The sequence below is a fragment of the Polynucleobacter sp. JS-JIR-5-A7 genome, from assembly GCF_018687935.1.
Taxonomy (GTDB): domain Bacteria; phylum Pseudomonadota; class Gammaproteobacteria; order Burkholderiales; family Burkholderiaceae; genus Polynucleobacter.
In genome coordinates this window covers 729246-751883 of the sequence record NZ_CP061308.1, presented here as the reverse complement: position 1 = coordinate 751883, position 22638 = coordinate 729246, and the positions used below count along the sequence as shown (strand labels likewise).

At 46.4% G+C, this 22638-nt stretch carries 20 protein-coding genes; 3 read left to right on the top strand and 17 right to left on the bottom strand.

Annotation, left to right across the window (positions count from 1 at the left end; translation table 11 throughout):
- Window positions 1-7 precede the first annotated feature (7 nt).
- Window positions 8-979, top strand: coding sequence for a M23 family metallopeptidase (locus AOC29_RS03855; protein ID WP_215296718.1), 972 nt, complete (start codon window positions 8-10; stop codon window positions 977-979).
- On the opposite strand, the gene AOC29_RS03850 is transcribed toward AOC29_RS03855, so the two are convergent.
- The 3 genes from AOC29_RS03850 to AOC29_RS03840 all read right to left on the bottom strand — a co-directional run bounded on the left by AOC29_RS03850 (window position 976) and on the right by AOC29_RS03840 (window position 3440).
- A complete protein-coding gene (locus tag AOC29_RS03850; protein ID WP_215296717.1) occupies window positions 976-1440 on the bottom strand; it encodes a polymer-forming cytoskeletal protein in 465 nt (154 codons plus the stop codon). The two genes, AOC29_RS03855 and AOC29_RS03850, sit on opposite strands and share 4 nt — an antisense overlap.
- Before the next feature lie 9 nt (window positions 1441-1449).
- Window positions 1450-2352, bottom strand: a complete 903-nt coding sequence (locus AOC29_RS03845; protein ID WP_215296716.1) for an AAA family ATPase — start codon at window positions 2350-2352, stop codon at window positions 1450-1452.
- A gap of 173 nt (window positions 2353-2525) precedes the next feature.
- On the bottom strand, window positions 2526-3440 hold the full coding sequence (locus AOC29_RS03840) for a pseudouridine synthase (RefSeq protein ID WP_215296715.1): 915 nt from the start codon (window positions 3438-3440) through the stop codon (window positions 2526-2528).
- 114 nt (window positions 3441-3554) lie between these two features.
- On the opposite strand from AOC29_RS03840, the gene AOC29_RS03835 reads away from it, so the two are divergent.
- The gene (locus AOC29_RS03835) at window positions 3555-5174 is read left to right on the top strand and encodes an FMN-binding glutamate synthase family protein (protein ID WP_215296714.1); all 1620 of its coding nucleotides are present in this window, start codon (window positions 3555-3557) and stop codon (window positions 5172-5174) included.
- A 22-nt stretch (window positions 5175-5196) separates the two neighbouring features.
- On the opposite strand, the gene scpB (AOC29_RS03830) is transcribed toward AOC29_RS03835, so the two are convergent.
- The 10 genes from scpB (AOC29_RS03830) to scpB (AOC29_RS03785) form a co-directional block, all read right to left on the bottom strand.
- Window positions 5197-5985 (bottom strand): methylmalonyl-CoA decarboxylase, encoded by a 789-nt coding sequence (gene scpB, locus AOC29_RS03830; protein WP_215296713.1) that lies wholly within the window; start codon window positions 5983-5985, stop codon window positions 5197-5199.
- Window positions 5986-6011: 26 nt separating this feature from the next.
- Window positions 6012-6227 carry a hypothetical protein gene (locus tag AOC29_RS03825; RefSeq protein ID WP_215296712.1) on the bottom strand — a complete coding sequence of 72 codons (216 nt, stop codon included), beginning with the start codon at window positions 6225-6227 and terminating at the stop codon, window positions 6012-6014.
- Between the two features lie 255 nt (window positions 6228-6482).
- Window positions 6483-8300 (bottom strand): translational GTPase TypA, encoded by a 1818-nt coding sequence (gene typA, locus AOC29_RS03820; RefSeq protein ID WP_215296711.1) that lies wholly within the window; start codon window positions 8298-8300, stop codon window positions 6483-6485.
- A 34-nt stretch (window positions 8301-8334) separates the two neighbouring features.
- Window positions 8335-9246, bottom strand: coding sequence for a tRNA pseudouridine(55) synthase TruB (gene truB, locus AOC29_RS03815; RefSeq protein ID WP_215296710.1), 912 nt, complete (start codon window positions 9244-9246; stop codon window positions 8335-8337).
- A 2-nt stretch (window positions 9247-9248) separates the two neighbouring features.
- Window positions 9249-9617, bottom strand: coding sequence for a 30S ribosome-binding factor RbfA (gene rbfA / locus AOC29_RS03810; protein ID WP_215296709.1), 369 nt, complete (start codon window positions 9615-9617; stop codon window positions 9249-9251).
- Between the two features lie 10 nt (window positions 9618-9627).
- Window positions 9628-12366: a translation initiation factor IF-2 gene (infB, locus tag AOC29_RS03805; RefSeq protein WP_215296708.1), complete on the bottom strand. Its 2739-nt coding sequence runs from the start codon at window positions 12364-12366 to the stop codon at window positions 9628-9630.
- Between the two features lie 13 nt (window positions 12367-12379).
- Window positions 12380-13861: a transcription termination factor NusA gene (nusA, locus tag AOC29_RS03800; RefSeq protein WP_071465019.1), complete on the bottom strand. Its 1482-nt coding sequence runs from the start codon at window positions 13859-13861 to the stop codon at window positions 12380-12382.
- Window positions 13858-14349 (bottom strand): ribosome maturation factor RimP, encoded by a 492-nt coding sequence (gene rimP / locus AOC29_RS03795; RefSeq protein ID WP_215296707.1) that lies wholly within the window; start codon window positions 14347-14349, stop codon window positions 13858-13860. The genes nusA and rimP overlap by 4 nt, the downstream gene beginning before the upstream one ends.
- A 173-nt stretch (window positions 14350-14522) precedes the next feature.
- Window positions 14523-16298, bottom strand: a complete 1776-nt coding sequence (locus tag AOC29_RS03790; RefSeq protein WP_215296706.1) for a pseudouridine synthase — start codon at window positions 16296-16298, stop codon at window positions 14523-14525.
- A 6-nt stretch (window positions 16299-16304) separates the two neighbouring features.
- Window positions 16305-16988, bottom strand: coding sequence for an SMC-Scp complex subunit ScpB (scpB, locus tag AOC29_RS03785; RefSeq protein WP_215296705.1), 684 nt, complete (start codon window positions 16986-16988; stop codon window positions 16305-16307).
- A 191-nt stretch (window positions 16989-17179) separates the two neighbouring features.
- On the opposite strand from scpB (AOC29_RS03785), the gene AOC29_RS03780 reads away from it, so the two are divergent.
- Window positions 17180-18082 (top strand): patatin-like phospholipase family protein, encoded by a 903-nt coding sequence (locus tag AOC29_RS03780; RefSeq protein WP_215296704.1) that lies wholly within the window; start codon window positions 17180-17182, stop codon window positions 18080-18082.
- Between the two features lie 27 nt (window positions 18083-18109).
- Here the strand turns inward: AOC29_RS03780 and AOC29_RS03775 are convergent, their stop codons facing one another.
- From AOC29_RS03775 to AOC29_RS03760, 4 genes are all read right to left on the bottom strand, one after another.
- On the bottom strand, window positions 18110-18763 hold the full coding sequence (locus AOC29_RS03775) for a C40 family peptidase (RefSeq protein ID WP_215296703.1): 654 nt from the start codon (window positions 18761-18763) through the stop codon (window positions 18110-18112).
- A gap of 148 nt (window positions 18764-18911) precedes the next feature.
- A complete protein-coding gene (locus AOC29_RS03770) occupies window positions 18912-20546 on the bottom strand; it encodes an ABC transporter ATP-binding protein (protein ID WP_215296702.1) in 1635 nt (544 codons plus the stop codon).
- Complete coding sequence (locus tag AOC29_RS03765) at window positions 20543-21568, bottom strand: ABC transporter permease (RefSeq protein WP_215296701.1); 1026 nt, start codon at window positions 21566-21568, stop codon at window positions 20543-20545. The genes AOC29_RS03770 and AOC29_RS03765 overlap by 4 nt, the downstream gene beginning before the upstream one ends.
- Complete coding sequence (locus AOC29_RS03760; protein ID WP_215297336.1) at window positions 21565-22629, bottom strand: microcin C ABC transporter permease YejB; 1065 nt, start codon at window positions 22627-22629, stop codon at window positions 21565-21567. The genes AOC29_RS03765 and AOC29_RS03760 overlap by 4 nt, the downstream gene beginning before the upstream one ends.
- Between the last annotated feature and the right edge of the window lie 9 nt (window positions 22630-22638).

Genomic DNA, 22638 nt, shown 5'->3' with positions numbered 1-22638 from the left:
TCACATTATGCAAATCATCTGGATTTCTGGGGCAACCTCCCACTACAGAAAATTTAATATCACCAAAACTCAACTAACGCGTTTTGCTGCTGCACTTGGTCTGTTGTTCATCATGATTGGTAGCGCCATCTATTTCATGGGCTTTAGGGTTGCGATTAAATTTGATCCAGGTATGGCACGTGATATGGGAGGCGTGATTACCTCAGAAGAGCTGTTCCATCTTGAAGAAGAATATCGCGAAAAACTCAGCAAGCTCCAAGGCTCTTTAAAGGCGATGGACCAAAAAATAGATGTGCTCAGCAAGATAAACGAGCAATATGCTGCACTGGCAACACCACTGCCGATGAAAGAAAAGCGCAAAGACAGAGAGAAAGAGAGCGAAGCCAGCACTGGTAAGGGCGGTCCTTATTTACCACTCTTTCCTTATCAAATTCGCTCCGAAGAAAATCCCAGTCTACGAGTAAGCATTAACCAAACGCTAGAGTCTTCAGAAGGTCTGAGTAAAAAAATGCAGTCCCTCAAAGAAATATGGCTTGAGAAATACGAGCGCTTGATTCCATTGCCCACAAAACCACCTCTGGCCGCTGGCTATGGTTTAAGTAGCAACTTTGGTGCACGCGTAGACCCCATTACTAATAGTCCTGCCTTTCATCCTGGTATTGATTTCAATGCCAAGCCCGGCACGCAGGTATTAGCTGCAGGTAATGGCGTTGTCACCAAGGCAAAGTACGATGCAGAATTAGGAAACGTCATTGAGATCAAACATAGCGAAGGCTTCACTAGCCTCTATGCGCATTGTCAGAAACTATTAGTAAGCCAAGGAGACACTGTTAGTCGCGGTCAATTAATTGGAGAGGTCGGCAATACTGGCCGCTCGACAGGACCACACTTGCATTTCAGCGTTTATAAGAATGGCGCTCTACTCAATCCTATGGATGTGCTGGCTTTTACTAAGCCAGCAGCAAACAAGGAAAACTAAGAAGAAATACCGGCGTCCTGCTTGATCTTATTGATCGTATCTTGCAGCTGCGTCGCTGAATCAGGTGCTGTGTTCGGCTCTGCTCTTTTAGAAATCATCTGGCCATTGAGGGTTGCACCAGGCTCAATTCCAATCGTGTCGTAAGTCACATCTCCATGGACATTGGCAGTTGTGTGCAGCTCTACTCTCTCATGTGCGTAAGTATTGCCATTCACCATGCCCGCAATGAGAACACGAAACGCATAAATATCGCCATGTACCTCACCACCCTTGCCAATCGCTATCGTAATTCTTTGGCCAGCACGCTCTTCGATATTGCCAAATATCTTGCCATCTACTCGCACGCTCTCAGAAACCATCAAGGCGCCATGAAATTCAGTAGCAGCGCCAACAATCGTCCCGAAAGATTCAATCTGAGGTTCAGAGAACTTATGTTCATTATTTTTTTTACCGAACATCATCACACCTCTTTAGTTTTGCTTGCTGAGAAAAGCCGGAATAGCAGTATCAGTAGGGCTCTGTTCACTCGCTTTAAATGCTTGCATTTGAGAACGAGCCTGCATGCCAGATATCTTTTTATTCTGACGGTAGCGATCTAAGATCAAAATACCTTTGCCCAGACCAGAATAAATAGCGCCCAATTTAGAAGTAGGCGCTTCGCGCTCACGCTTCTTATCCAAAATCTGTTGCGCTACAAACTCGCCGAAGCGGCAGAAGTAAGTTGAGATAGTGGCATTACTGGAGACGCAGAAAAAATCTTCATAGACGAAGTTATCAATTTCATTGGCCCGCAGTACTGGCGGGGTTATATAGCACATACCTAAAGAGGCAAGATTGGTGGAGATGCTAGTTTCTGCAAAATTGGTCTCGACTCTACTAGGCACTGCCATGATGATTTGTTTATTTTTAGAAATCAAAGGCGAATTACGTAATACATATTCCAAGATAAAAATTTCAGTACTCGCTAATTCAAACTTAGAGGTTGAAGTAGGAACCAAAACAATATCGAAATCATGCATAAAATTTTCAGCCATATTTGGCGTCCAAGTGAGGTCAGAAATACTGACATCAAAACCTGTTGAAAATTTACGCAAAGAGGATCTAGCACTCAAAAGAGTCATGCCTGCGCTTTGATAAGACATTTCAGCGCGATAGGTCTCAATACCAATATTGGGAGCTTTTTTAATCCAAGCAGAGGATGAGCTCTGCTCATCGTAGTCAATCAATGAAATCTTTAAGCCTTTTTGAAGAGCTAGGTACGCAGCAAGATTGGCGGCAATCGTACTTTTGCCAACCCCACCCTTGCGATTTGTTACCAGCACTTTTATCGTTTCCATGACAATCACTCGCTCTGCTTTACTGAAATAGGACATTTATCCTATTGCTATGCATCACAATTTGCAACAAATTTCTCATAAAAATTAAGGAATTGCAGATCAAACTTCAACTTAAAAACACGCAGTCAAGCGCAAGAGCATGTAAAAGTCAGTATTTTCCTTACAGAGGTACATGATTAAGGCACTGGATTGCCTGATCAATGCGGACTCTATTTTGTAGAAGAAGAAAGTGGGTTTAACTCTCGTTTGCTGACAAATGATTTCTCTTGCTTGCTAATGGGGTCTACAAAATAAATTGCTTTCGCCAAGAGCTGCAAAGGTTTGGAAAAATCTAGGTCGTACTCTTGATAGGGCGTCAGGTGTGGATAAATTTGATCATTCCGAATGGGTATACCTAGAGCATTTAAATGACTACGCAATTGATGCTTCTTACCGCTACCAGGAGTTAAGCGATACCGAGCCCAGGGCTTATCGACTTCGATTAACTCTATATAAGTATCTGTGTTCGGCTCGCCCTGCTCTTCTTTCATCTGCAAAAAATGTTCGGACTCTACTAGTCTGCTTTGATAAGTCATAGGCAATCTGAGGGCTTGCTCATCATGGTAGGGAGCAATCGCTTCATATACCTTCTTAACTGCTCGATCTCTAAATAGATTTTGGTACTGCGCTCTTTCTGCTGGTCTAACTGAAAAGATCGCCAAGCCTGCAGTATCACGATCAATGCGATGAATCGGGCTCAAGGTTTGAATACCAGTTCGCTTCTTAAGCCGATTCAATAAGGTTTGATGCAAATAAAGGCCACTGGGTGTCACTGGTAAAAAATGGGGCTTATCTGCAACCACGATATGTTCATCCTGATAAAGGATTTCTTCTGCAAAAGGAATTTCAGGTTCACGTGCCAATCGCCTGAAATACATTAAATGGGTATTCGCTTGATAAGGATCGTCACCATGCACTGGCTCGCCATCCATGGTCATGACTAAACCTTCAGCAAAACGGGTCTGCCATTCTCCAGACTCAATATGGGGAAAGGTGTGAATAAAGAAAGCCAATAAATCTTGGTATTTTTGATCAGCCGGCAAATAAACGCGTGATGAAGAGACTCCTTCAGCATTAACTTTCATAAATTGGATAGGCTGTCAGTAGCGATATTGATGAAATTGTAGAGAGACTGTCACCTATTGATTCTATTGCATGCTTATACTTAGCTATCAAACAGACATAAGTGAGTGCGCAAAATGAGCCCCATCCTACCAATACGCCTTAGCACTTTTGTAATTTGTATTACTGGAACCCTGATCAGCATCTTTGGTCTTTTAGTAAATGCTGCGGCATGGTACCCATTGGCTATTTTTGGCTTTCTGACATTCGTCGGAATTCATGATCGCCTCCAAACGAGGCATGCTGTGTTACGCAACTACCCCATTTTGGGTCATATGCGTTTCTTATTGGAATTTATTCGACCAGAGATTCGGCAATATTTTATTGAGGGTGATAACGACAAAACACCTTTCTCCAGAAGCCAGCGCACCTTGGTTTACTCACGCTCTAAGGCAGTTTCAGATAAACGTCCATTTGGCACCACGCTTGATGTCATGGCACCCGGTTATCAATGGATTAATCAGTCGCTCGCTCCCACTCATCTTTCTGACTATAACTTTAGAATTGAGATTGGCGGCAAAGATTGCTCCCAAAAATATTCAGCTAGCATCTTTAATATCTCAGCCATGAGCTTTGGCGCTTTAAGTGCCAACGCAGTCATGGCACTCAACTTAGGTGCGAAAAAAGGAAATTTTGCGCACGATACTGGCGAGGGCTCAATTTCTCGTTACCACCGTTTGCATGGCGGCGATCTCATTTGGGAGATTGGCTCGGGGTATTTTGGTTGCCGCACAGAGGATGGTCAATTTGATCCCAAAAAATATGCGGAGAATGCCCTAGACCCCCAAGTCAAAATGATTGAAATCAAACTCAGTCAAGGGGCAAAGCCAGGTCATGGTGGCATCTTGCCAGGACCTAAGGTCACCCCAGAAATTGCTGAGGCACGTGGTGTCAAGGTGGGTGAAGCTTGTGTCTCGCCATCTTCGCACAGCGCCTTCTCTACCCCATTAGAAATGATGGCGTTTACTCAGCGCTTACGTGAACTTTCTGGCGGCAAACCAGTAGGCTTTAAATTATGCATTGGCCATCCTTGGGAATGGTTTGCGATTGTGAAGGCGATGCTGAAATCAAAAATTTATCCAGACTTCATCGTGGTAGATGGCACTGAGGGCGGGACTGGAGCATCTCCTGTTGAGTTTAGCAACCATGTTGGCACTCCATTACAAGAAGGTTTGCGCCTAGTACACAATACTTTGGTTGGAGCCAATTTACGCGACCAAATTAAAATTGGCTGCTCTGGAAAAATCATCAGCGCTTTTGACATGGCGGTTGTCTTTGCCTTGGGGGCTGATTGGTGTAACAGCGCTCGCGGCTTTATGTTCTCAGTCGGCTGTATACAAGCTCAAGTTTGTGATACCGGCTTCTGTCCCACTGGCGTCACCACACAAGACCCAAGTCGACAAAAAGCATTAGTAGTCACTGATAAATCAGAACGTGTGTATCACTTTCATAAAGAAACACTCAAGGCTCTCAAGGAAATTGTGGAAGCAGCAGGCCTTCATCATCCAGTTGAAATTAACACACGTCATATCGTGCGACGGGTGAGTGCAAATGAGGTGCGGCTGCTTGAAGACCTCTTACCAGACGTTGCTGCAGGCAGCTTGTTATCCAATGAGGAAGGTAGTACTTTGCCAAAAGTATTTCAGCTCTACTGGGATATTGCGCAAGCAGATAGCTTTGCCGCTAAACAGCATTAAACAGTCTAGTGCACTACAGCTTTTACTTGGCCTGACCAAAGATTGGATCACGCCTCTCTAAAAATGCAGTAATACCTTCTCGGTAGTCGCTACCCATGTAGACATTCCTGCGAAGGGATTGAAGATGCTCGAATACGGCAGGATTCAACACAGCTGCATCAGAGAGCATTTGTGCCTGGGCTTTAAGAACGGAGTTAGCTTGTGGTGAACGTGAGGCAATCGTTCTAGCCATTTGATAAGTCTTTGCCTCTAATTCTCCAGAGACATAAAGATGGTTCAGAATACCGATTTGTAAGGCGCGATCTGCACCAATCGGATCCGCAGTTAGGAACATTTCTTTTACGACATTTAGTGGCATACGGGACATGAAATGCAAGATACCGCTGGCAGTATACGGAAGACCTAACTTTGCAGGAGTAATCGCAAAAGTAGAGTCATGATCCCCAATCGCAATATCGCAACTCATAATTAGGTCCGTAGATGCACCCCAAACAGAGCCATCAACCATTGCAATGACTGGCGCTCTAAATGCGCGGATGGACTTGAGTAACACCATGACAGGATCATCTGCTGGCAAGGGATCACGTTCAGATCTCGGCAGCTCCATCACATCGTGCCCTGCAGACCATACCTTATTCTTCTGGTCAGATCTCAGTACCAAAACACGCACATCTTCTTTACCAAATACATCAAGGGCATGGTGCATTTCTTCAATCAAGCATTCACTTAAAGCATTACGCTTGCTGTAATGATTGAAACGAATGGTAGCGATTAAATCCGCCTGCTCGGTCTTGATGTACTGATAATTCATTTAAATTCTCTTCTTTCTTTGGTTACTTATGCCGCAATCAAGATATCCCCAAGCCCCATCTTCTCCCACCAGATAAATGGCAGTAAATAAACTGGCTCACCTGCATCTTGAAGAATTTCGAGGGCGCCATCATTGGTTTTATTGGCCTCATACTTGCCGGGATGTAGTGGAAAGCAACCTTGATCCGTACCATCGTTGCGACGCTTTCTGGCGACAATATTGCGAGTGATGTAAACGACCATAATTACTCCTTGATTGATTCAGGATATTTAGCCCAGGTGAATCTACTTTCAGATAGCCTACAACTCCAAATTATTCCTTTTGATTAAGGTGAAATATTAAGAATGCCCTCTTTTTGACGACTTTAACCCAATTTTGGGCATAGCTACTACTGACGCACTAATCTTGTGCGGGGCAATAATCTACCTTTGAGAGAAGTTCTAAGTTAATGAAAAAAGCCACCCGCAGGTGGCTTTTGTTACTTCATTTGAGCGAGCTTATTCGCGTGATGCTTTTTTACGCTCATGCTCCTTGAGGTAGCGCTTACGAATCCGAATACTCTTAGGCGTGACTTCAACCAATTCATCATCATCGATAAACTCTACTGCGTACTCTAAGTTCATAGCAATTGGAGTAACTAAGCGCACTGCTTCGTCGGTACCAGAGGCGCGAACGTTAGTTAATTGCTTGCCTTTGATGGGATTCACAACCAAATCATTATCACGGCTATGAATACCAATCACCATACCTTCATATAAAGGATCGCCAGGGCTCACAAACATACGGCCGCGGTCTTGCAACTTCCACAAAGCATAAGCAACGGCTTCGCCGTCATCTTGACTAATCAATACGCCGTTATGGCGCTCACCCAAGATACCTTCTTTTGCCGGAGCATAAGAGTCAAAAGTGTGGCTCATCAAACCGTTACCACGGGTCATGGTCATGAAGTCGCCTTGGAAGCCAATCAAGCCCCGTGCAGGAATACGGTACTCAAGACGAGTACGACCTTTGCCATCACTCACCATATCGAGTAATTCACCTTTACGCTTACCTAAGTCTTCCATGACAGCACCTTGTGTGGTGTCTTCAAGGTCGACTGTTAAGTTTTCGTATGGTTCCATCTTGACGCCGTCTTCTTCATGGAACACCACGCGAGGACGGGAAACAGCCAACTCGTAACCTTCACGGCGCATCGTCTCTACCAAGATGGTGAGGTGCAATTCACCGCGACCAGACACTTCAAATACCGTGTCATCATCAGTATCTTTAACACGCAATGCCATGTTGGATTTTAATTCGCGGTCTAAACGCTCACGAATCTGACGGCTTGTTACAAACTTGCCTTCACGACCAGCTAATGGGCTAGTGTTGACCATGAAGTTCATGGTCAGGGTAGGCTCGTCAATCTTGAGCATTGGCAACGCTTCTGGCACGTCTGGTGCGCAAATGGTTGTACCAATAGCCAAGTCTTCGATACCATTAACCAATACGATATCGCCCGCTTGCGCTTCATCTACTAATTCACGCTCTAAGCCACGGAACTTCAATACTTGATTGATGCGCCCCTTACGCTGAGTGCCATCAGGGCCATCCATAAAGACTACGTCCATCAATGGCTTCACTGTTCCACGGTTTACACGACCCACACCGATCTTACCGACGTAAGTACTGTATTCAATAGAGGTGATTTGTAGTTGCAAAGGACCTTCAGGATTGTCATCGCGCACTGGAACATGTTTGAGTACGGTATCGAATAATGGGCGCATATCCCCTTCGCGGACATCATCAGTCAAACCGGCATAACCATTCAAACCAGATGCAAATACGACTGGGAAGTCCAGCTGCTCTTCAGTTGCGCCTAATTTGTCAAACAACTCAAAGGTTGCGTTGATAACATAATCACAACGTGCGCCTGGGCGGTCAACCTTGTTGATCACCACGATAGGCTTTAATCCCAAAGCCAAGGCTTTCTTGGTGACAAAACGGGTTTGTGGCATTGGACCTTCAACCGCATCCACCAAGAGTAACACGCCATCCACCATCGAGAGTACGCGCTCAACTTCACCACCAAAGTCTGCGTGTCCAGGGGTATCGACGATGTTGATATGTGTGCCGTCATATTCAACTGCACAGTTCTTGGACAAAATAGTAATGCCGCGCTCTTTTTCAAGATCATTTGAATCCATGACGCGTTCGGTCATTTTTTCATTAGAGCGGAATGTGCCAGATTGACGCAAGAGTTGGTCAACCAAAGTAGTTTTACCGTGGTCAACGTGGGCGATGATGGCAATGTTACGAAGTGCGCGTTTAGTCATGTGAAGCTTCTAAGGTTAAAGATCAGTAAAAAGGTTAAGTTGCCTGCGAAATCAAACGCTTAGGATGCAATACTCCAGAGCGCCAATCAGCAGTGCCAATAAAGTTATGGGGTGCAGCTGTAGTGCGATAAATACGAACTAAAGCTTCAATGGAAGCCAGGTTTAATGGAACCCGCTGGCCCATTTCTAAACGTTTAGCTTGTTGCTCATCTACCGTCAGATGGGGCAAAGTCTGCAAGAGCGCATCCACTGGGAGGATGTAGTTAGAGCTATCGTGCAAAGCCTGTTGAATAGATTCAATCGTAAAGGATTGCTCAAGACTTAAGTGACCTACTTCCGTTCTGCGTAGCCCTACTAAATGAGCGCCACAACCTAAAGTGTTACCAAGATCTTCAGCGAGCACACGAATATAAGTACCCTTGCTGCAAGAGACCTCTAAAGTAGCTTCCGGCCATTGAATATTAGTCCAGCGAATCTTGTGAATCGTAATCTCACGCGCAGTGCGCTCTAGCTCAACACCAGCACGAGCATATTCATATAAAGGCTTACCATCACGTTTTAACGCAGAATACATCGGCGGTATTTGTGTGATGAGGCCAGTAAATTTTGCTAGCAATCCATCTAATGTGTTTTGAATCGCCGCTTCATTTTCAAAAGTAGGTAATGGCAATTCTTCTATGACTAAGCCTTCAGCATCACCGGTGTCGGTGCGAGAACCGAACTTCACTTGAGCGATATATGTTTTGTCTGCTTCCAGTAAGTCTTGAGAATATTTGGTGGCTTCACCCAAGCAAATCGGTAGCAATCCGGTAGCCATGGGATCTAAGGTACCGGTATGACCTGCTTTCTCTGCGTTGAATGCGCGTTTGACGGCGGTTACCGCACCCTGAGAGCTCATGCCTGCGGGTTTATCTAGCAATACAACGCCGTCGATACGCGTGGACATGTTTATTTATTCTCGTCTTGATGATCGCTCTCTAGAGCTTGGTCGATCAATCGAGACATTTCTATGCCATGCTCTACTGAGCTGTCATAGTGAAAGTGCAAAGTTGGCACAGTGTGAATATGCAAACGCTTAAACAATAAAGAATGTAAGTAACCCGCTTTTTCTTGCAAAGCCTTCAGAGCATGTTCTGGTTCTGCACCTAACACTGTGAAGAAGACTTTGGCATGTGCCAAATCAGGCGAGAGTTCAATACTTTGCAAAGTAATTAAACCTAGACTTGGGCTGCGTAACTCGCGAGGAATTAACTCGGCCAGGTCTCGCTGAATCTGATCAGCAAGACGCTGGTTACGATGCGGGCTCGTCTTATGCATAGTGAATCAATTAGAGTGAACGAGCGACTTCAGTCACTTCAAATACTTCTAGTTGATCGCCTTCTTTAATGTCGTTATAGCCTTTTAATGACAAGCCACACTCAACACCAGCACGAACTTCTTTTGCGTCATCTTTAAAGCGTTTGAGCGAATCTAATTCGCCAGACCAGATCACGACATTCTCACGCAAGAGGCGCACACTTGATGTACGTTTAACGATACCGTCAACAACTAAGCAACCTGCAATAGCGCCAACCTTAGATACCAAGAAGACCTGACGAATTTCAACTAAGCCAGTGATTTCTTCTTTCTTATCTGGAGTCAACATACCGCTCAAGGCGAGTTTTACTTCATCCACTGCATCATAAATAATGTTGTGATAACGAATATCGACACCATTATTCTCAGCTAGCTTACGGGCTGCTGCATCGGCACGGGAGTTAAAGCCAATGATGACCGCTTTAGAGGCAACCGCTAAGTTCACATCAGTTTCAGTAATACCACCCACAGCAGCATGGACGATTTGTACCTTGACTTCTGGTGTAGAAAGTTTCATTAAGGACTGTGACAAAGCTTCTTGAGAGCCTTGTACGTCAGCTTTGATGATCAATGGCAACAACTTCGCCTCAATCGCGCCCTCTTCCATGTTTTCCATCATGGTTTCGAGCTTGAATGCTTGTTGTTTAGCTAACTTCACATCACGGAACTTACCTTGACGGAAGAGTGCAATTTCGCGCGCCTTACGTTCATCAGGAACCACTTGAACTGACTCGCCAGCAGCTGGAACTTCGGATAAACCTTGAATCTCCACTGGAATAGAGGGGCCAGCTTCATTACAGGGTTTGCCGTTTTCATCCAACATGGCACGCACACGACCAAAGGTAGAACCCGCTAACAACATATCACCACGCTTAAGTGTGCCCGATTGAACCAATACCGTTGCAACCGGACCTTTACCTTTATCCAAACGCGCTTCAATGACAAGGCCTTGTGCAGGAGCATCTTTAGGCGCCTTGAGTTCCAAGATTTCGGCTTGTAAAAGAACGTTTTCTAACAAGGCATCAATACCTTCGCCCGTTTTGGCAGATACCGGAATAAATGGCACATCGCCACCGTATTCCTCAGGAACCACTTGTTCAGCCACTAACTCAGTCTTCACACGCTCTGAATTGGCTTCTGGTTTATCGATCTTGTTGATGGCAACCACTAAAGGTACGCCAGCAGCAATCGCATGGTGAATCGCTTCCTTAGTTTGCGGCATGACACCGTCATCTGCAGCTACTACCAAGATCACAATATCAGTTGCCTTAGCACCACGTGCACGCATTGCGGTAAACGCTTCGTGACCCGGAGTATCTAGGAAAGTAATCATGCCGCGCGGAGTTTCTACGTGGTATGCGCCGATATGCTGAGTAATACCACCAGCTTCACCAGAGGCGACTTTTGCTAAGCGAATCTTGTCGAGCAAAGAAGTTTTACCGTGGTCAACGTGACCCATCACAGTCACCACTGGAGGGCGCGGCAACAATTCAGCATCATGACCGTCAGTACCGATATCTAAATCCGGATCATCTAATTTTGCAGCGTGGGCTTTATGACCCATCTCTTCAACAATGATCATCGCGGTATCTTGGTCCAGCACTTGATTGATGGTAACCATTTGGCCCATACCCATCAATAACTTAATGACTTCTGCGCTCTTGACTGCCATAGCGTGAGCAAGCTCAGCCACGGTAATCGTTTCTGGAACATGCACATCACGCACTACTGGCTCAGTTGGCACTTGGAAGTTGGTATCGACGTTCGCTTCAGCGATTTGACGCTGCTTCTTACGACCGCCACCTGAACGCCAACCACCCACACCACCAGAGGTATCGCCACGGGTCTTCAGACCGCCTGGTTTTTTAGCGCCCTCTTCTTGCCAAGTAGATGAAGTCTCGGAAGACTTAATCGTTTTGCCACCAACTTTAGCGGGTGATTTTTTCTTATCTTCAGCACCTTCAGCTTTAGCAGGCTTATGTAAAGTCCCTTTTTTCGCATCTTCAGCAGCAATCTCGCTTGGAGCCTTCAGGACACGAGCAGGCGCACTCATCATGTCACGAATGGCTAAGGCTTCTGCCTCAGCAGTTGCACGACGTGAACGAATATCCGCCAACTCTTTTTCTTTGCTGGCAGCTAATTCTTTTGCAGCTTTATCTGCCTTTGCTTTTTTCTCAACAGCTGCAGCGTCAGAAGCTTTGCTGTCATCCTCAGCAGGAGCAGCAGCTTCTTTTTGACGCGCTTCTTCAGCCGCCTTCATCTCTGCTTCTTGACGAGCTAATAGCTCGGCTTGACGTGTGGCTTCAGCGGCGCGTTTTTCCAATTCCTCTTCTGACAAAATTGGTTTAGTTGGCGAAGCTGCTTTAGCTGATTTTGCTGGAGCTTCCTCAGCTACAGGTGCTTTATCTCCTGCTTTTACTAGCACACGTTTTTTACGAACTTCAACCTGCACAGTACGAGTACGTCCAGCAGAGTCTGCTTGACGAATCTCAGAGTTCTCGCGCTTGATCAAAGTGATCTTCTTACGAGCCCCTGCTTCAGTATTGCCATGTGCTTTTTGCAAATACTCGAGCAAGGCAGTTTTGTCCTTATCGGTAATGCTGTCATCCTCAGAACCTTTATCGATCCCGGCTGCCTTCAATTGATCCAAGAGGTCAGCCGCAGTTCTTTTCAGTTCCTTAGCGAGTACTTTTACTGTTGTTGTTGCCATGCACTACTTCCTCTCATGAAGTAAACCAATGTTCGCGCGCTTTCATGATGAGCGTTTTCGCAGTTTCTTCGTCAATTTGTGTCGCCTCAACTAGCTCATCAACAGCCAGTTCAGCAAGGTCGTCACGGGTATGTACTTGATTGTCAGCAAGCTTGGCAATCAATTCTGTGGTCATTCCTTCTAGGGAACGTAGGTCTTGTGACACCTCGCCAATACGCTCCTCTTTTGCTAACTCCATCGTCAACAAGGAATCACGTGCGCGGGTACGCAACTCATTCACAGTATCTTCATCGAATGAATCAATTTCTAACATTTCAGACAATGGCACATAAGCCACTTCTTCCAATGTATTGAAACCTTCCTCAATCAAAATATCAGCCACCTCTTGGTCTACGTCCAATTTGTCCATAAACAATTGGCGTACGGAAGAAGCCTCTTTTTCAGTTTTCTCAGCAGACTCTTCAGGAGTCATGATGTTGATTTGCCAACCAGTCAAATCACTTGCCAAACGAACGTTTTGTCCGCTACGGCCAATGGCGATTGCCAAGTTCTCTTCATCCACCACCACGTCCATGGCGTGACGCTCTTCGTCCACCACGATTGAAGATACTTGTGCTGGTGCCAAAGCACCAATCACAAACTGCGCTGGGTCTTCCGACCACAATACGATATCAACCGCTTCGCCAGCCACTTCATTACGCACTGCAGTAACGCGTGTGCCACGCACACCAACGCATGTTCCGATTGGGTCAATACGCTTGTCATAAGTCACCACCGCAATCTTTGCGCGGATGCCAGGATCACGGGCGGCACCCTTAATCTCTAGCAAGCCCTGCTCCATCTCTGGAACTTCGTTCTCAAACAACTTGATCAAGAAGTCTGGGCAAGTACGGGATAGTTCGATCTGTGGGCCACGGGCTTCACGATCCACTTTGAGGATGTATGCACGTACGCGATCACCAGAACGCAAATTCTCTTTAGGAATCATTTGATCACGACGCAGCAATGCCTCAACACGGCCAGATTCAATAATCAAACCATTCTTGTCAGCACGCTTAACGGTACCCGTCATGACTTTTTCGCCACGCTCGAGGTAATCATTCAAAATCTGTTCACGCTCAGCATCACGAATACGTTGCAAGATGACTTGCTTAGCAGCCTGTGCACCGATACGACCGAAAGCTAAAGATTCGATTTGCTCTTCAATATAGTCGCCTACTTCCATATCTGGAATTTGCTCTTTGGCTTCAAATTGCAATATCTCTTTATCTGGCTCTTGCAAACCGGCTTCATCAGGAACCACCAACCAACGGCGGAAGGTTTCGTATTCACCAGACTCACGGTCGATAGATACACGAATATCCACATCTTCAGTTGCGTAACGCTTCTTAGTGGCTGATGCCAACGCCATTTCAAGCGCCTCAAACACAATGGCTTGATCAACGTTCTTTTCACGCGCTAGGGCGTCTGCCAACATGAGAACTTCTCGGCTCATGACTTTCTTCCTTTGAAATCAATAACAGGGACCAACCGAGTCTTATCGACCTCGGCCAAAGAAAACTCCAATTGAGAGGGCTGACCATCAGCACCCTCAAATACCAAACCAAATTTCGCATCCAGTGAATTCAATTCACCACTCAGCAAACCTTGCAATACACCACGAAAATTCTTACGACTACCAACAGCAACACGCAACTTCAAATCTACTTCCATTCCAGTGAAGCGCTCAAAATCAACTGCTGTCTTAACGGGACGATCCAGGCCTGGGGAAGAAATTTCCAAACGCTCGTAAGGAATGTTTTCTACCGGCAAGGTGTAACTCAATTGATGACTTACCTTCTCGCAATCCAAAACAGTAATCAAACGCTCGTAATCCGGGTTTTCAATTGTGACGCGCAGTAATCCTCCAGCTTCACGCTCAATATCGACTAGCGTGTAGCCCAAGTTCTCCAACTCTGCAGAGATGATCTTCTGATCCCTCACAACTTCCCTTCAAACCAAAACGGCAAAAAAAAATGGGCTTCAAAGCCCATATTCTCGAAATTCAGAACAGGCCGACTTACGTTGATCGCAACATCAGTCGGTAACAACACTTGCAGCATGTTTGTGCTGCAAGACCAAAATTATAGCTTATTTTTAGAGAAAACTGTTAGAAATCAGAAGCTTTCGCCAGGATTTCGGGGCTTTCTAGGGCCCTTATTAAAAGGTTTTCGGCCTTTTGGTGCGCCGCGCTTAGGCCCATTTCCAGGGCTTTGGGGGTTGGCGGTCACAAATGCAGATTGACCATGGTGTACTTTTTTACCTTTATTGCGGCCTTGGCCATTTCCACCCTGGCCACCTTGGCCGCCTTGACCACCGCCTTGACCAGGTCGACCGCCTTGGGTGCGACCCCGGAAAGGACCGCGTCCTTCGCCAGACCCACTGCCGCCAGGTTTGCCGCCCCTACCTTGGTGAGTCAAACCGTTATGACCACTCGCTAGGGTTAAAGCATCGCGTGAGCCCCAATAAGAAACCGAGGTTTGCATTGGATCGGGTTGGAAATCTGCGCTAGCAGGATTACAACTTTGTCCACCAGCATTTGGATTGCGACTCTTATCTTGCGGCTGTGGCATTTTTAAGCCAGCAGACTTCATCAAGTTATAGATGCCACCGGCCTCAACTTCCTCCCATTTTCCCCGCCTTAAACGTGGAGGTAAAAGGAACATGCCATAACGTGTCCGAATCAAACGAGAAACCGTGTGACCTACTGCTTCAAACATGCGACGCACTTCACGATTACGACCTTCTGTTAAAGCAACGTGATACCAACGGTTTGCACCATCGCCACCACCCATTGATAACCGTAAAAAACGTGCTTGACCATCATCGAGCTTGATACCACTCTTTAATTGTGCAGTGTTGTCTTGACTTAGCTCACCCAAAATACGCACTGCGTATTCTCGCTCCACACCATAACGCGGATGCATTAAACGATTAGCCAATTCACCAGAGGTGGTGAACAATAACAAGCCTTCAGTATTAAAGTCCAAGCGACCAACTGCGATCCAGCGACCTTGACGAGGCTTTGGCAGGCGATCAAATACGGTTGGACGACCCTCTGGATCAGATTGGCTTACGATTTCGCCAGCAGGCTTGTGATACAAAATGACGCGTGGTGGCTTAGTCTGAATCTTACGATGCACTTGCTTGCCATTAATGCGCACCTGATCTGTAGGTCCAATACGTTGGCCGATATGTGCAGGCAAACTATTAACTGATACGCGCCCTTGCACAATCAAATCTTCCATGTCACGGCGTGAGCCCATGCCAGCATCTGCTAACACTTTATGGAGCTTGACGGTATCTTCGTCATCAGCATCATCATCTAAACCATCGAGGTCAGACCATACTTCATCACGCAAACTGAGAGGCAATTCATCGATGTTTGTAAACTGCAAACTGCTCATCTCTTCTTCAGTAGGCGCATCTGGATCTTCATCCTCGCGAGCACCATGTGCGCGTTGTGCGCGACGCTCGGCACCTGTTTGATGAGAGATTTCATTCTCATTGAAGCCATCTGAATTTTTAACCTCTAATGCTTCTGGCGCATCAAGGGCTGCATCAAACTCACCAGACACCACCGAAGCAAACAATGCTTCAACGTCTGCAGGATTTGGGGCTAACTTAGCCGCATGATTGCCACCACCTTCACGCGGACCTTGCGAGGTCTCACCTTCACGACGAGGCTTGTCCTTATTAAAGGGGCGCTTCTTATTAAAAGGGTGCTTACCTGTTCCAGCGCGACGGGGATGACGTGGGCCACGATCATCTCGTGTCGGGCGTTCACCTCCCTCACCCTGAGAGCCTTCTGCATGAGAAGAACCTGTATCAGTATGTGATGGCGTTGCTGCAGGTACTACTGGAGTTGAATCGTTTTCGTTAGAACTTGTCATTAATAATTATTTTGTTTCGTCTGATGGGTTTTCAGACTCGGGGGTAACTTCTTCAGCGATGATTTCGGAGCTTTCTTCAACTACCACTTCTTCAGACTCTTCAATCACAACGGTTTCTACTGTGGCAGTAGGATCAAATTCCATGACAACCTGACCTAATTGTTCAGCAGCAGCCATCGGCGCTGCATCTTCCAACATAGGCAGGCTTTGAAGATTAGTCAGACTCAAGTCGTCTAAAAATTGTTTAGTGGTGGCATACAAACCAGGGCGGCCAATCGTATCTTTATGGCCAATCACTTCCACCCAACCACGGTCTTCTAATTGCTTCATCACGTTGCTACTCACAGCAACACCACGAATTTCTTCAATCTCACCACGAGTGACTGGTTGACGATAGGCAATAATTGCCAAGGTCTCCATCACTGCACGGGAGTACTTCGGTGGCTTCTCAGGCGTTAAGCGATCAAGATACTCACGCATCGATAAACGACTCTGGAAGCGCCAGCCAGTTGCAATATGCACCAGCTCCATGCCTTTATTGTCCCAAGCGCGCTGCAACTCAAGCAATGTCTCATCAATATCAGCAGTGGTGATGTCCTCGACAAATAGACGAGACAGGTCAGCAACCGTGAGTGGCTCCTGCGCGCACAGGAGGGCTGTTTCAATAACGCGCTTGTTGTGATCGTCCATAAAAGTCGGGCTGTCAGGAGTAATCCTGAGTGGGCTTTAAAAAATGTATTTCAGTAATGGGTTTTGGTGTTTTCTAGCGACTACGGACAATCCATCTCATAATTTCTAGTTAGGGAATATGCCCGCGCTGCAACGAAGTCCTTTTCGTTCACCGTGAACCTATTATAAGGTAGGCTCAATACAATAGCCATATGCACAATATTTCATCAAAACGCCTAGTTTCTCCTGAACGACGACACTTATTGGGCCTTGGCATCAGTATGGGCGCCCTATTCAGTGCTGGAGCCCTCAGCTCGTGCGGCCTCATGGGAACAAGAAAGCCAGTAGTTGGCTTGGCTTTAGGTGCCGGTGCAGCAAGAGGATTTGCCCACATTGGGGTAATTAAGGCCCTAGAGGCTCAAGGCATCCGCCCCGATATTGTGGTCGGTAGCAGTGCCGGTAGCGTCATTGCTGCCCTGCTTGCCTCTGGCGCTACCGGTAATGATCTCAATCGCCTAGCCCTCAATCTCGATGAAGCCACGATTGCAGACTGGGGGCTACCATTTGCGGGACGTTTTGGCGGACTGATTAAAGGTGATGCCCTGCAAAACATGGTAAATCGAGAAGTACAAAACAAGGCCATTGAACAGATGCGTATTCCATTAGGAATTGTCGCCACTGAATTGCAATCAGGCAAAGGTGTTTTATTTCGTACAGGCAATACTGGCCAAGCAGTGCGCGCATCGTGCAGCGTACCTGGCGTCTTCCAACCCACTCTGATTGGCGGCAAGGAATATCTGGATGGCGGTCTGGTAGCCCCCGTGCCCGTAAGTTATGCCCGACAAATGGGAGCTACTCTAGTGATTGCAGTGAACATCTCTTCAGAGCCAGTCCATCAAGATGCCAGTGGCACCTTTGGAGTGTTACAACAAACCATTTCGATTATGCAAAGAAGCATTAATCAATATGAACTCAAGAGTGCTGATATCGTGATTACTCCGCAACTGAAGCAAATGAGTAGTGGCGATTTCAAGTCCAGAAATGCAGCCATCTTGGCTGGCGAAGTCGCAAGCCAAGAACAAATGGCTTTGATCAAGGAAAAGCTGAAAGGCTAAGTAGGTAAAGCCCCGAAAGGGAGGACTTTAGAGACTGCGTGACTTACGCTTGAGATTCTTGACTTCGTTTAACAACTCTTGACGCTCGGCATCATTGAGGTTATCACTGCCATCTAGACGACGGGCGCCATCAAAACGTTTATCCCAATACAGGCTACCTAGATCGTCGACACGAACACTGGTGCCTTTGGATGGTGAGTGAATAAATTTATTGTCACCAACATAAATACCCACATGAGAAAAAGTTAAACGCATCGTGTTGAAAAATACAAGGTCGCCTGGTTGCAGCTCATCGCGACTAATCGGTTTACCAACCCGACTCATTTGCGTTGACTTGCGTGGCAACAAGAAGCCCAACTTGTCTTTGAATACATAACCAACAAAACTACTACCGTCCAAACCAGACTGAGGTAATTCAGCATCCCAGCGATAACGCACACCAATCACTTCCATGGCGCGATTAATCATCTCTTCAGATTTTCCAGTCACGGTATCCGCTAATCGGTCAGACACTCGAGAGATATAAGCCCTACCAGCTTGAAACATACTTTCTTTTGGAACAACTGCTTCAGTTGGTGCGTCAGCTACCACCACGGTATCTGCGGCATTTGCAGATACAGAGATAGTCAAACCCAGGGCTAGACCCAAGATTTGTGAAAGCAGCGCTTTTTTTAGTGACATCGAACCAGTTTAACAAAGAACCCTTATTTAACCAAGTCTTGACTATAGTCTTAAGTCTTTGTTTACATGGGTGATTTTTCAGAACTTGGTGCATGAATGCGGATCTAATGCACCAAAATAGCCCATAGAATAGGGTTTTAGGCTCTAACTAAGTCAGTTCGGCAGCCGCAAATAATTCTCTGGTGTAAACCTGTTTGGGGTGCTTGATCAAGGTCTCAGTGTCGCCAAAATCAACCACCTTACCCTCTTTGAGCACGATCACCTCATGAGACATGGCGCGGATGACTGCTAAGTCATGACTAATCATCAAATAAGCCAAGTTGTACTTCTTCTGCAATTCTGAAAGCAAGGCGAGCACTTGTTTCTGAATCGAAACATCTAATGCGGATGTAGGTTCATCCAAGACCAATATCTGCGGCCGCAAAATCAAAGCGCGGGCAATCGCAATACGCTGCCGTTGACCTCCAGAGAACTCATGCGGATAGCGAGTTAACGCTGAGCGATCCAAGCCCACTTCTTTGAGCATATCGACCACACGAGATTCACGCTCGGCTGGCGATAAGTTCGGATGGTGAACATCCAAACCCTCCGCAATAATTTGCATCACATTCATCCGCGGTGAAAGCGAACCAAAGGGATCTTGAAATATCACTTGCAGGCTAGAACGCATCGCACGTCGATCTACCGGCTTCAGTGTTTGCCAATCTTTACCAAGCACATCGACATCACCTGTTACTTGCGCTGCAGAATCTCCTAAGAGACCAAGCACAGCCATACCTAAAGTAGTCTTACCTGAACCCGACTCACCAATGACGCCAATGGTCTGGCCTTGCTTCAAATGAAAGCTGACTTTTTTCAAGACCTTATGGGGAGGTGCTTTTTTAAACCAAGACGTCGACTCTGAACTTGGGTATGCGACAGATAACTCTTCTGTCTTTAATAGTACGGGCGCCAATGGCATCACCGGTGCGAGTTCGCGAACAGGCTCGCTATTCACTAAAGCGCGCGTGTAAGGATCGGTCGGATGATTAAACACTTGTTTAGTTGGCCCAGACTCCATCAAGTTGCCTTGATTCAAGACGGCCACACGTCCAGCAAAGTGCTTTACAAGATTGAGGTCATGGGTAATCAATAAAATTCCCATGCCACCATCTTCTTTAGATTCTTCTTGCAACTCTTTCAGCAAATCTAAAATTTGCAAACGCAAACTGACATCTAACGCAGTAGTTGGTTCGTCTGCAATCAACAGGCGTGGCTTACAAGCCAATGCCATCGCAATCATGGCACGTTGACGTTGACCGCCAGATAGTTGATGTGGGTAGGAATGAAAGCGGCGCTCGGGTTCCGGGATGCCCGTCTTTTTAAGGAGATCAATTGCTGCATCTATGCAGTCAGACTTAGAAATGAGGGGCTGATCAATCTGTACTGCTTCAATAATTTGATTGCCGATGGTAAATAAAGGATTCAGTGCCGTCATCGGCTCCTGAAACACCATGGCAATTTCACGACCACGGATCTCACGAATATCTTCTATGGGCAAGGACAACAAATCGACTATCCCTTCGTCTTTTTGATTCCACAGAATTTTTCCAGAGACTTTAGCGCCCTCAGGCTCTAGCCGCAAAGGGGCAAGCGCAGTTAAGGTTTTTCCTGAGCCAGACTCGCCCACTAAGGCTACTCTCTCACCAATGCCAATTTCTAAGTTGAGATGATTAACGGCAAACTTTTCACGGCGCCCAGCGCCAAAAGAAATACAAAGGTCTTCATAGCGCAGCAAACTCATGAGCGGCCTCCACTCATCAGGCCAGCTTTGCGAGAGTCATACGCATCACGCAGCGCTTCACCCATAAAGGTCAGCAACAGTAATGTCGCCACCAAGACAATAAAAGTGGAGAGCGAAATCCACCATGCATCCAAATTACCCTTGCCCTGTGACAGTAACTCACCCAAGCTAGGCGTTCCCGGAGGAACACCCAGACCAAGAAAATCTAAACTCGTCAGCGACAAAATGGCGGCACTCATTCGGAATGGCAAAAAGGTGATCACCGGTGTCAAACTATTGGGCAGAATATGGCGCCACATAATTTGTAGATTCGTGAGGCCCAATGCCCGCGCAGCCCGCACATACTCTAGGGCTCGATTACGAAAGAACTCTGCACGGACGTAATCAGATAAGCCCATCCAACCAAATGCCGCTAACAAAATGATGAGTAGCGAAACGCTGGGATTAAAGATTGAGGCGAAGATGATCAGCAGATATAACTCAGGCATTGCCGACCAAATCTCAATCAAACGCTGGGATATTAAGTCAAACTTACCGCCGAAAAAACCCATTAGAGAACCAGTAATGATGCCGACGCTCACGCCCACAATCGTGAGTGCTAAACCAAACAGAATTGATAGTCGGAAACCATAAATGAGACGTGAGAGTACATCGCGTCCACGATCATCGGTGCCTAACCAGTTTTGCCAAGACGGTGGCGCTGGGTTAGGAACTTGAGAAAAATAATTCAGCGTCTCGTAGCTATAAGTAATCGGTGGATAGATCGCCCAATTGCCATCACTTGTAATATTGCGACGAATATCAGGATCCAAGAAATCCGTTGGCGTCGCAAAGTCTCCACCAAAGACAGTCTCAGCCTGATTCTTTGCTATTGGAAAATAAAAGTGGCCGTCATAACGCACTAATAGAGGCTTGTCATTCGCAATGAGCTCGGCACCCAGAGAAAGACCAAAGAGAACTAGAAAGATCCACAGGCTGGCATAACCTCTGCGGTTACTTCTAAAACGCTGCCAACGGCTCATGACCCGCCTCCAGCACCAAATTGAATGCGAGGATCAACATAGACGTAGCAAAGATCAGAGATCAACTTCGTAAATAAGCCAATCAAGGTAAAGAGATACAAAGTGCCAAAGACCACTGGATAATCACGGCGCATCACGGATTCATAAGAGAGCAAACCAAGACCATCTAGCGAGAACAAGGTTTCGATCAAGAGGGATCCCGTAAAGAAGGCGCCAATGAAGGCTGCTGGAAAACCGGTGACTAAGGGCAACATCGCATTGCGAAACACATGTTTCCAAAGCACTTGCTTTTCCGTGAGGCCTTTGGCTCTTGCGGTCAATACATACTGTTTACGAATTTCTTCCAAAAAAGAGTTCTTGGTCAACATCGTCACTACTGCAAAGCTACCCAATACCGAAGCGGTAATTGGTAACACTAGGTGCCACAAATAATCCATCACCTTACCAATCAAGCTCAGATCACTCCAGTTATCGGAGGTCAGCCCTCGTAAGGGAAAGATTTGCAGAAAACTACCGCCACCAAAGATCACCAATAATAGAACGCCTAAGACAAAACCTGGAATGGCATAGCCTACTAAGATCATGGTACTAGTCACCGCATCAAAACGAGAACCATCACGCACTGCTTTGGCTATTCCCAATGGAATAGAAACTAAATAGGTAATAAAGAATGTCCACAAACCAATGCTGATTGATACGGGCAACTTAGAAATTACTAAACGCCAAACACTCTCATGTTGATAATAACTGTCGCCTAAATCAAATCTAGCAAAGCGACCCAACATCATGAAGTAACGCTCGAGTGGTGGCTTATCAAAACCATATAAGGCTTTGACTTCTTCTAAGCGTTGCGCATCAATGCCTTGACGTCCGCGATAGGTCGCTCCAGCACCAGAAGATTCTGTACCCCCAACCGCTGCATCACCTTTGCCCTTGAGCTCCAACACCATTTGCTCAACTGGACCACCCGGCACAAACTGAACCACTGCAAAGGTTAAGGTCAAGACACCCAACAAAGTTGGAATCATGAGTAACAAACGCTTAAAAATATAGGCGCGCATTTGTCCTTG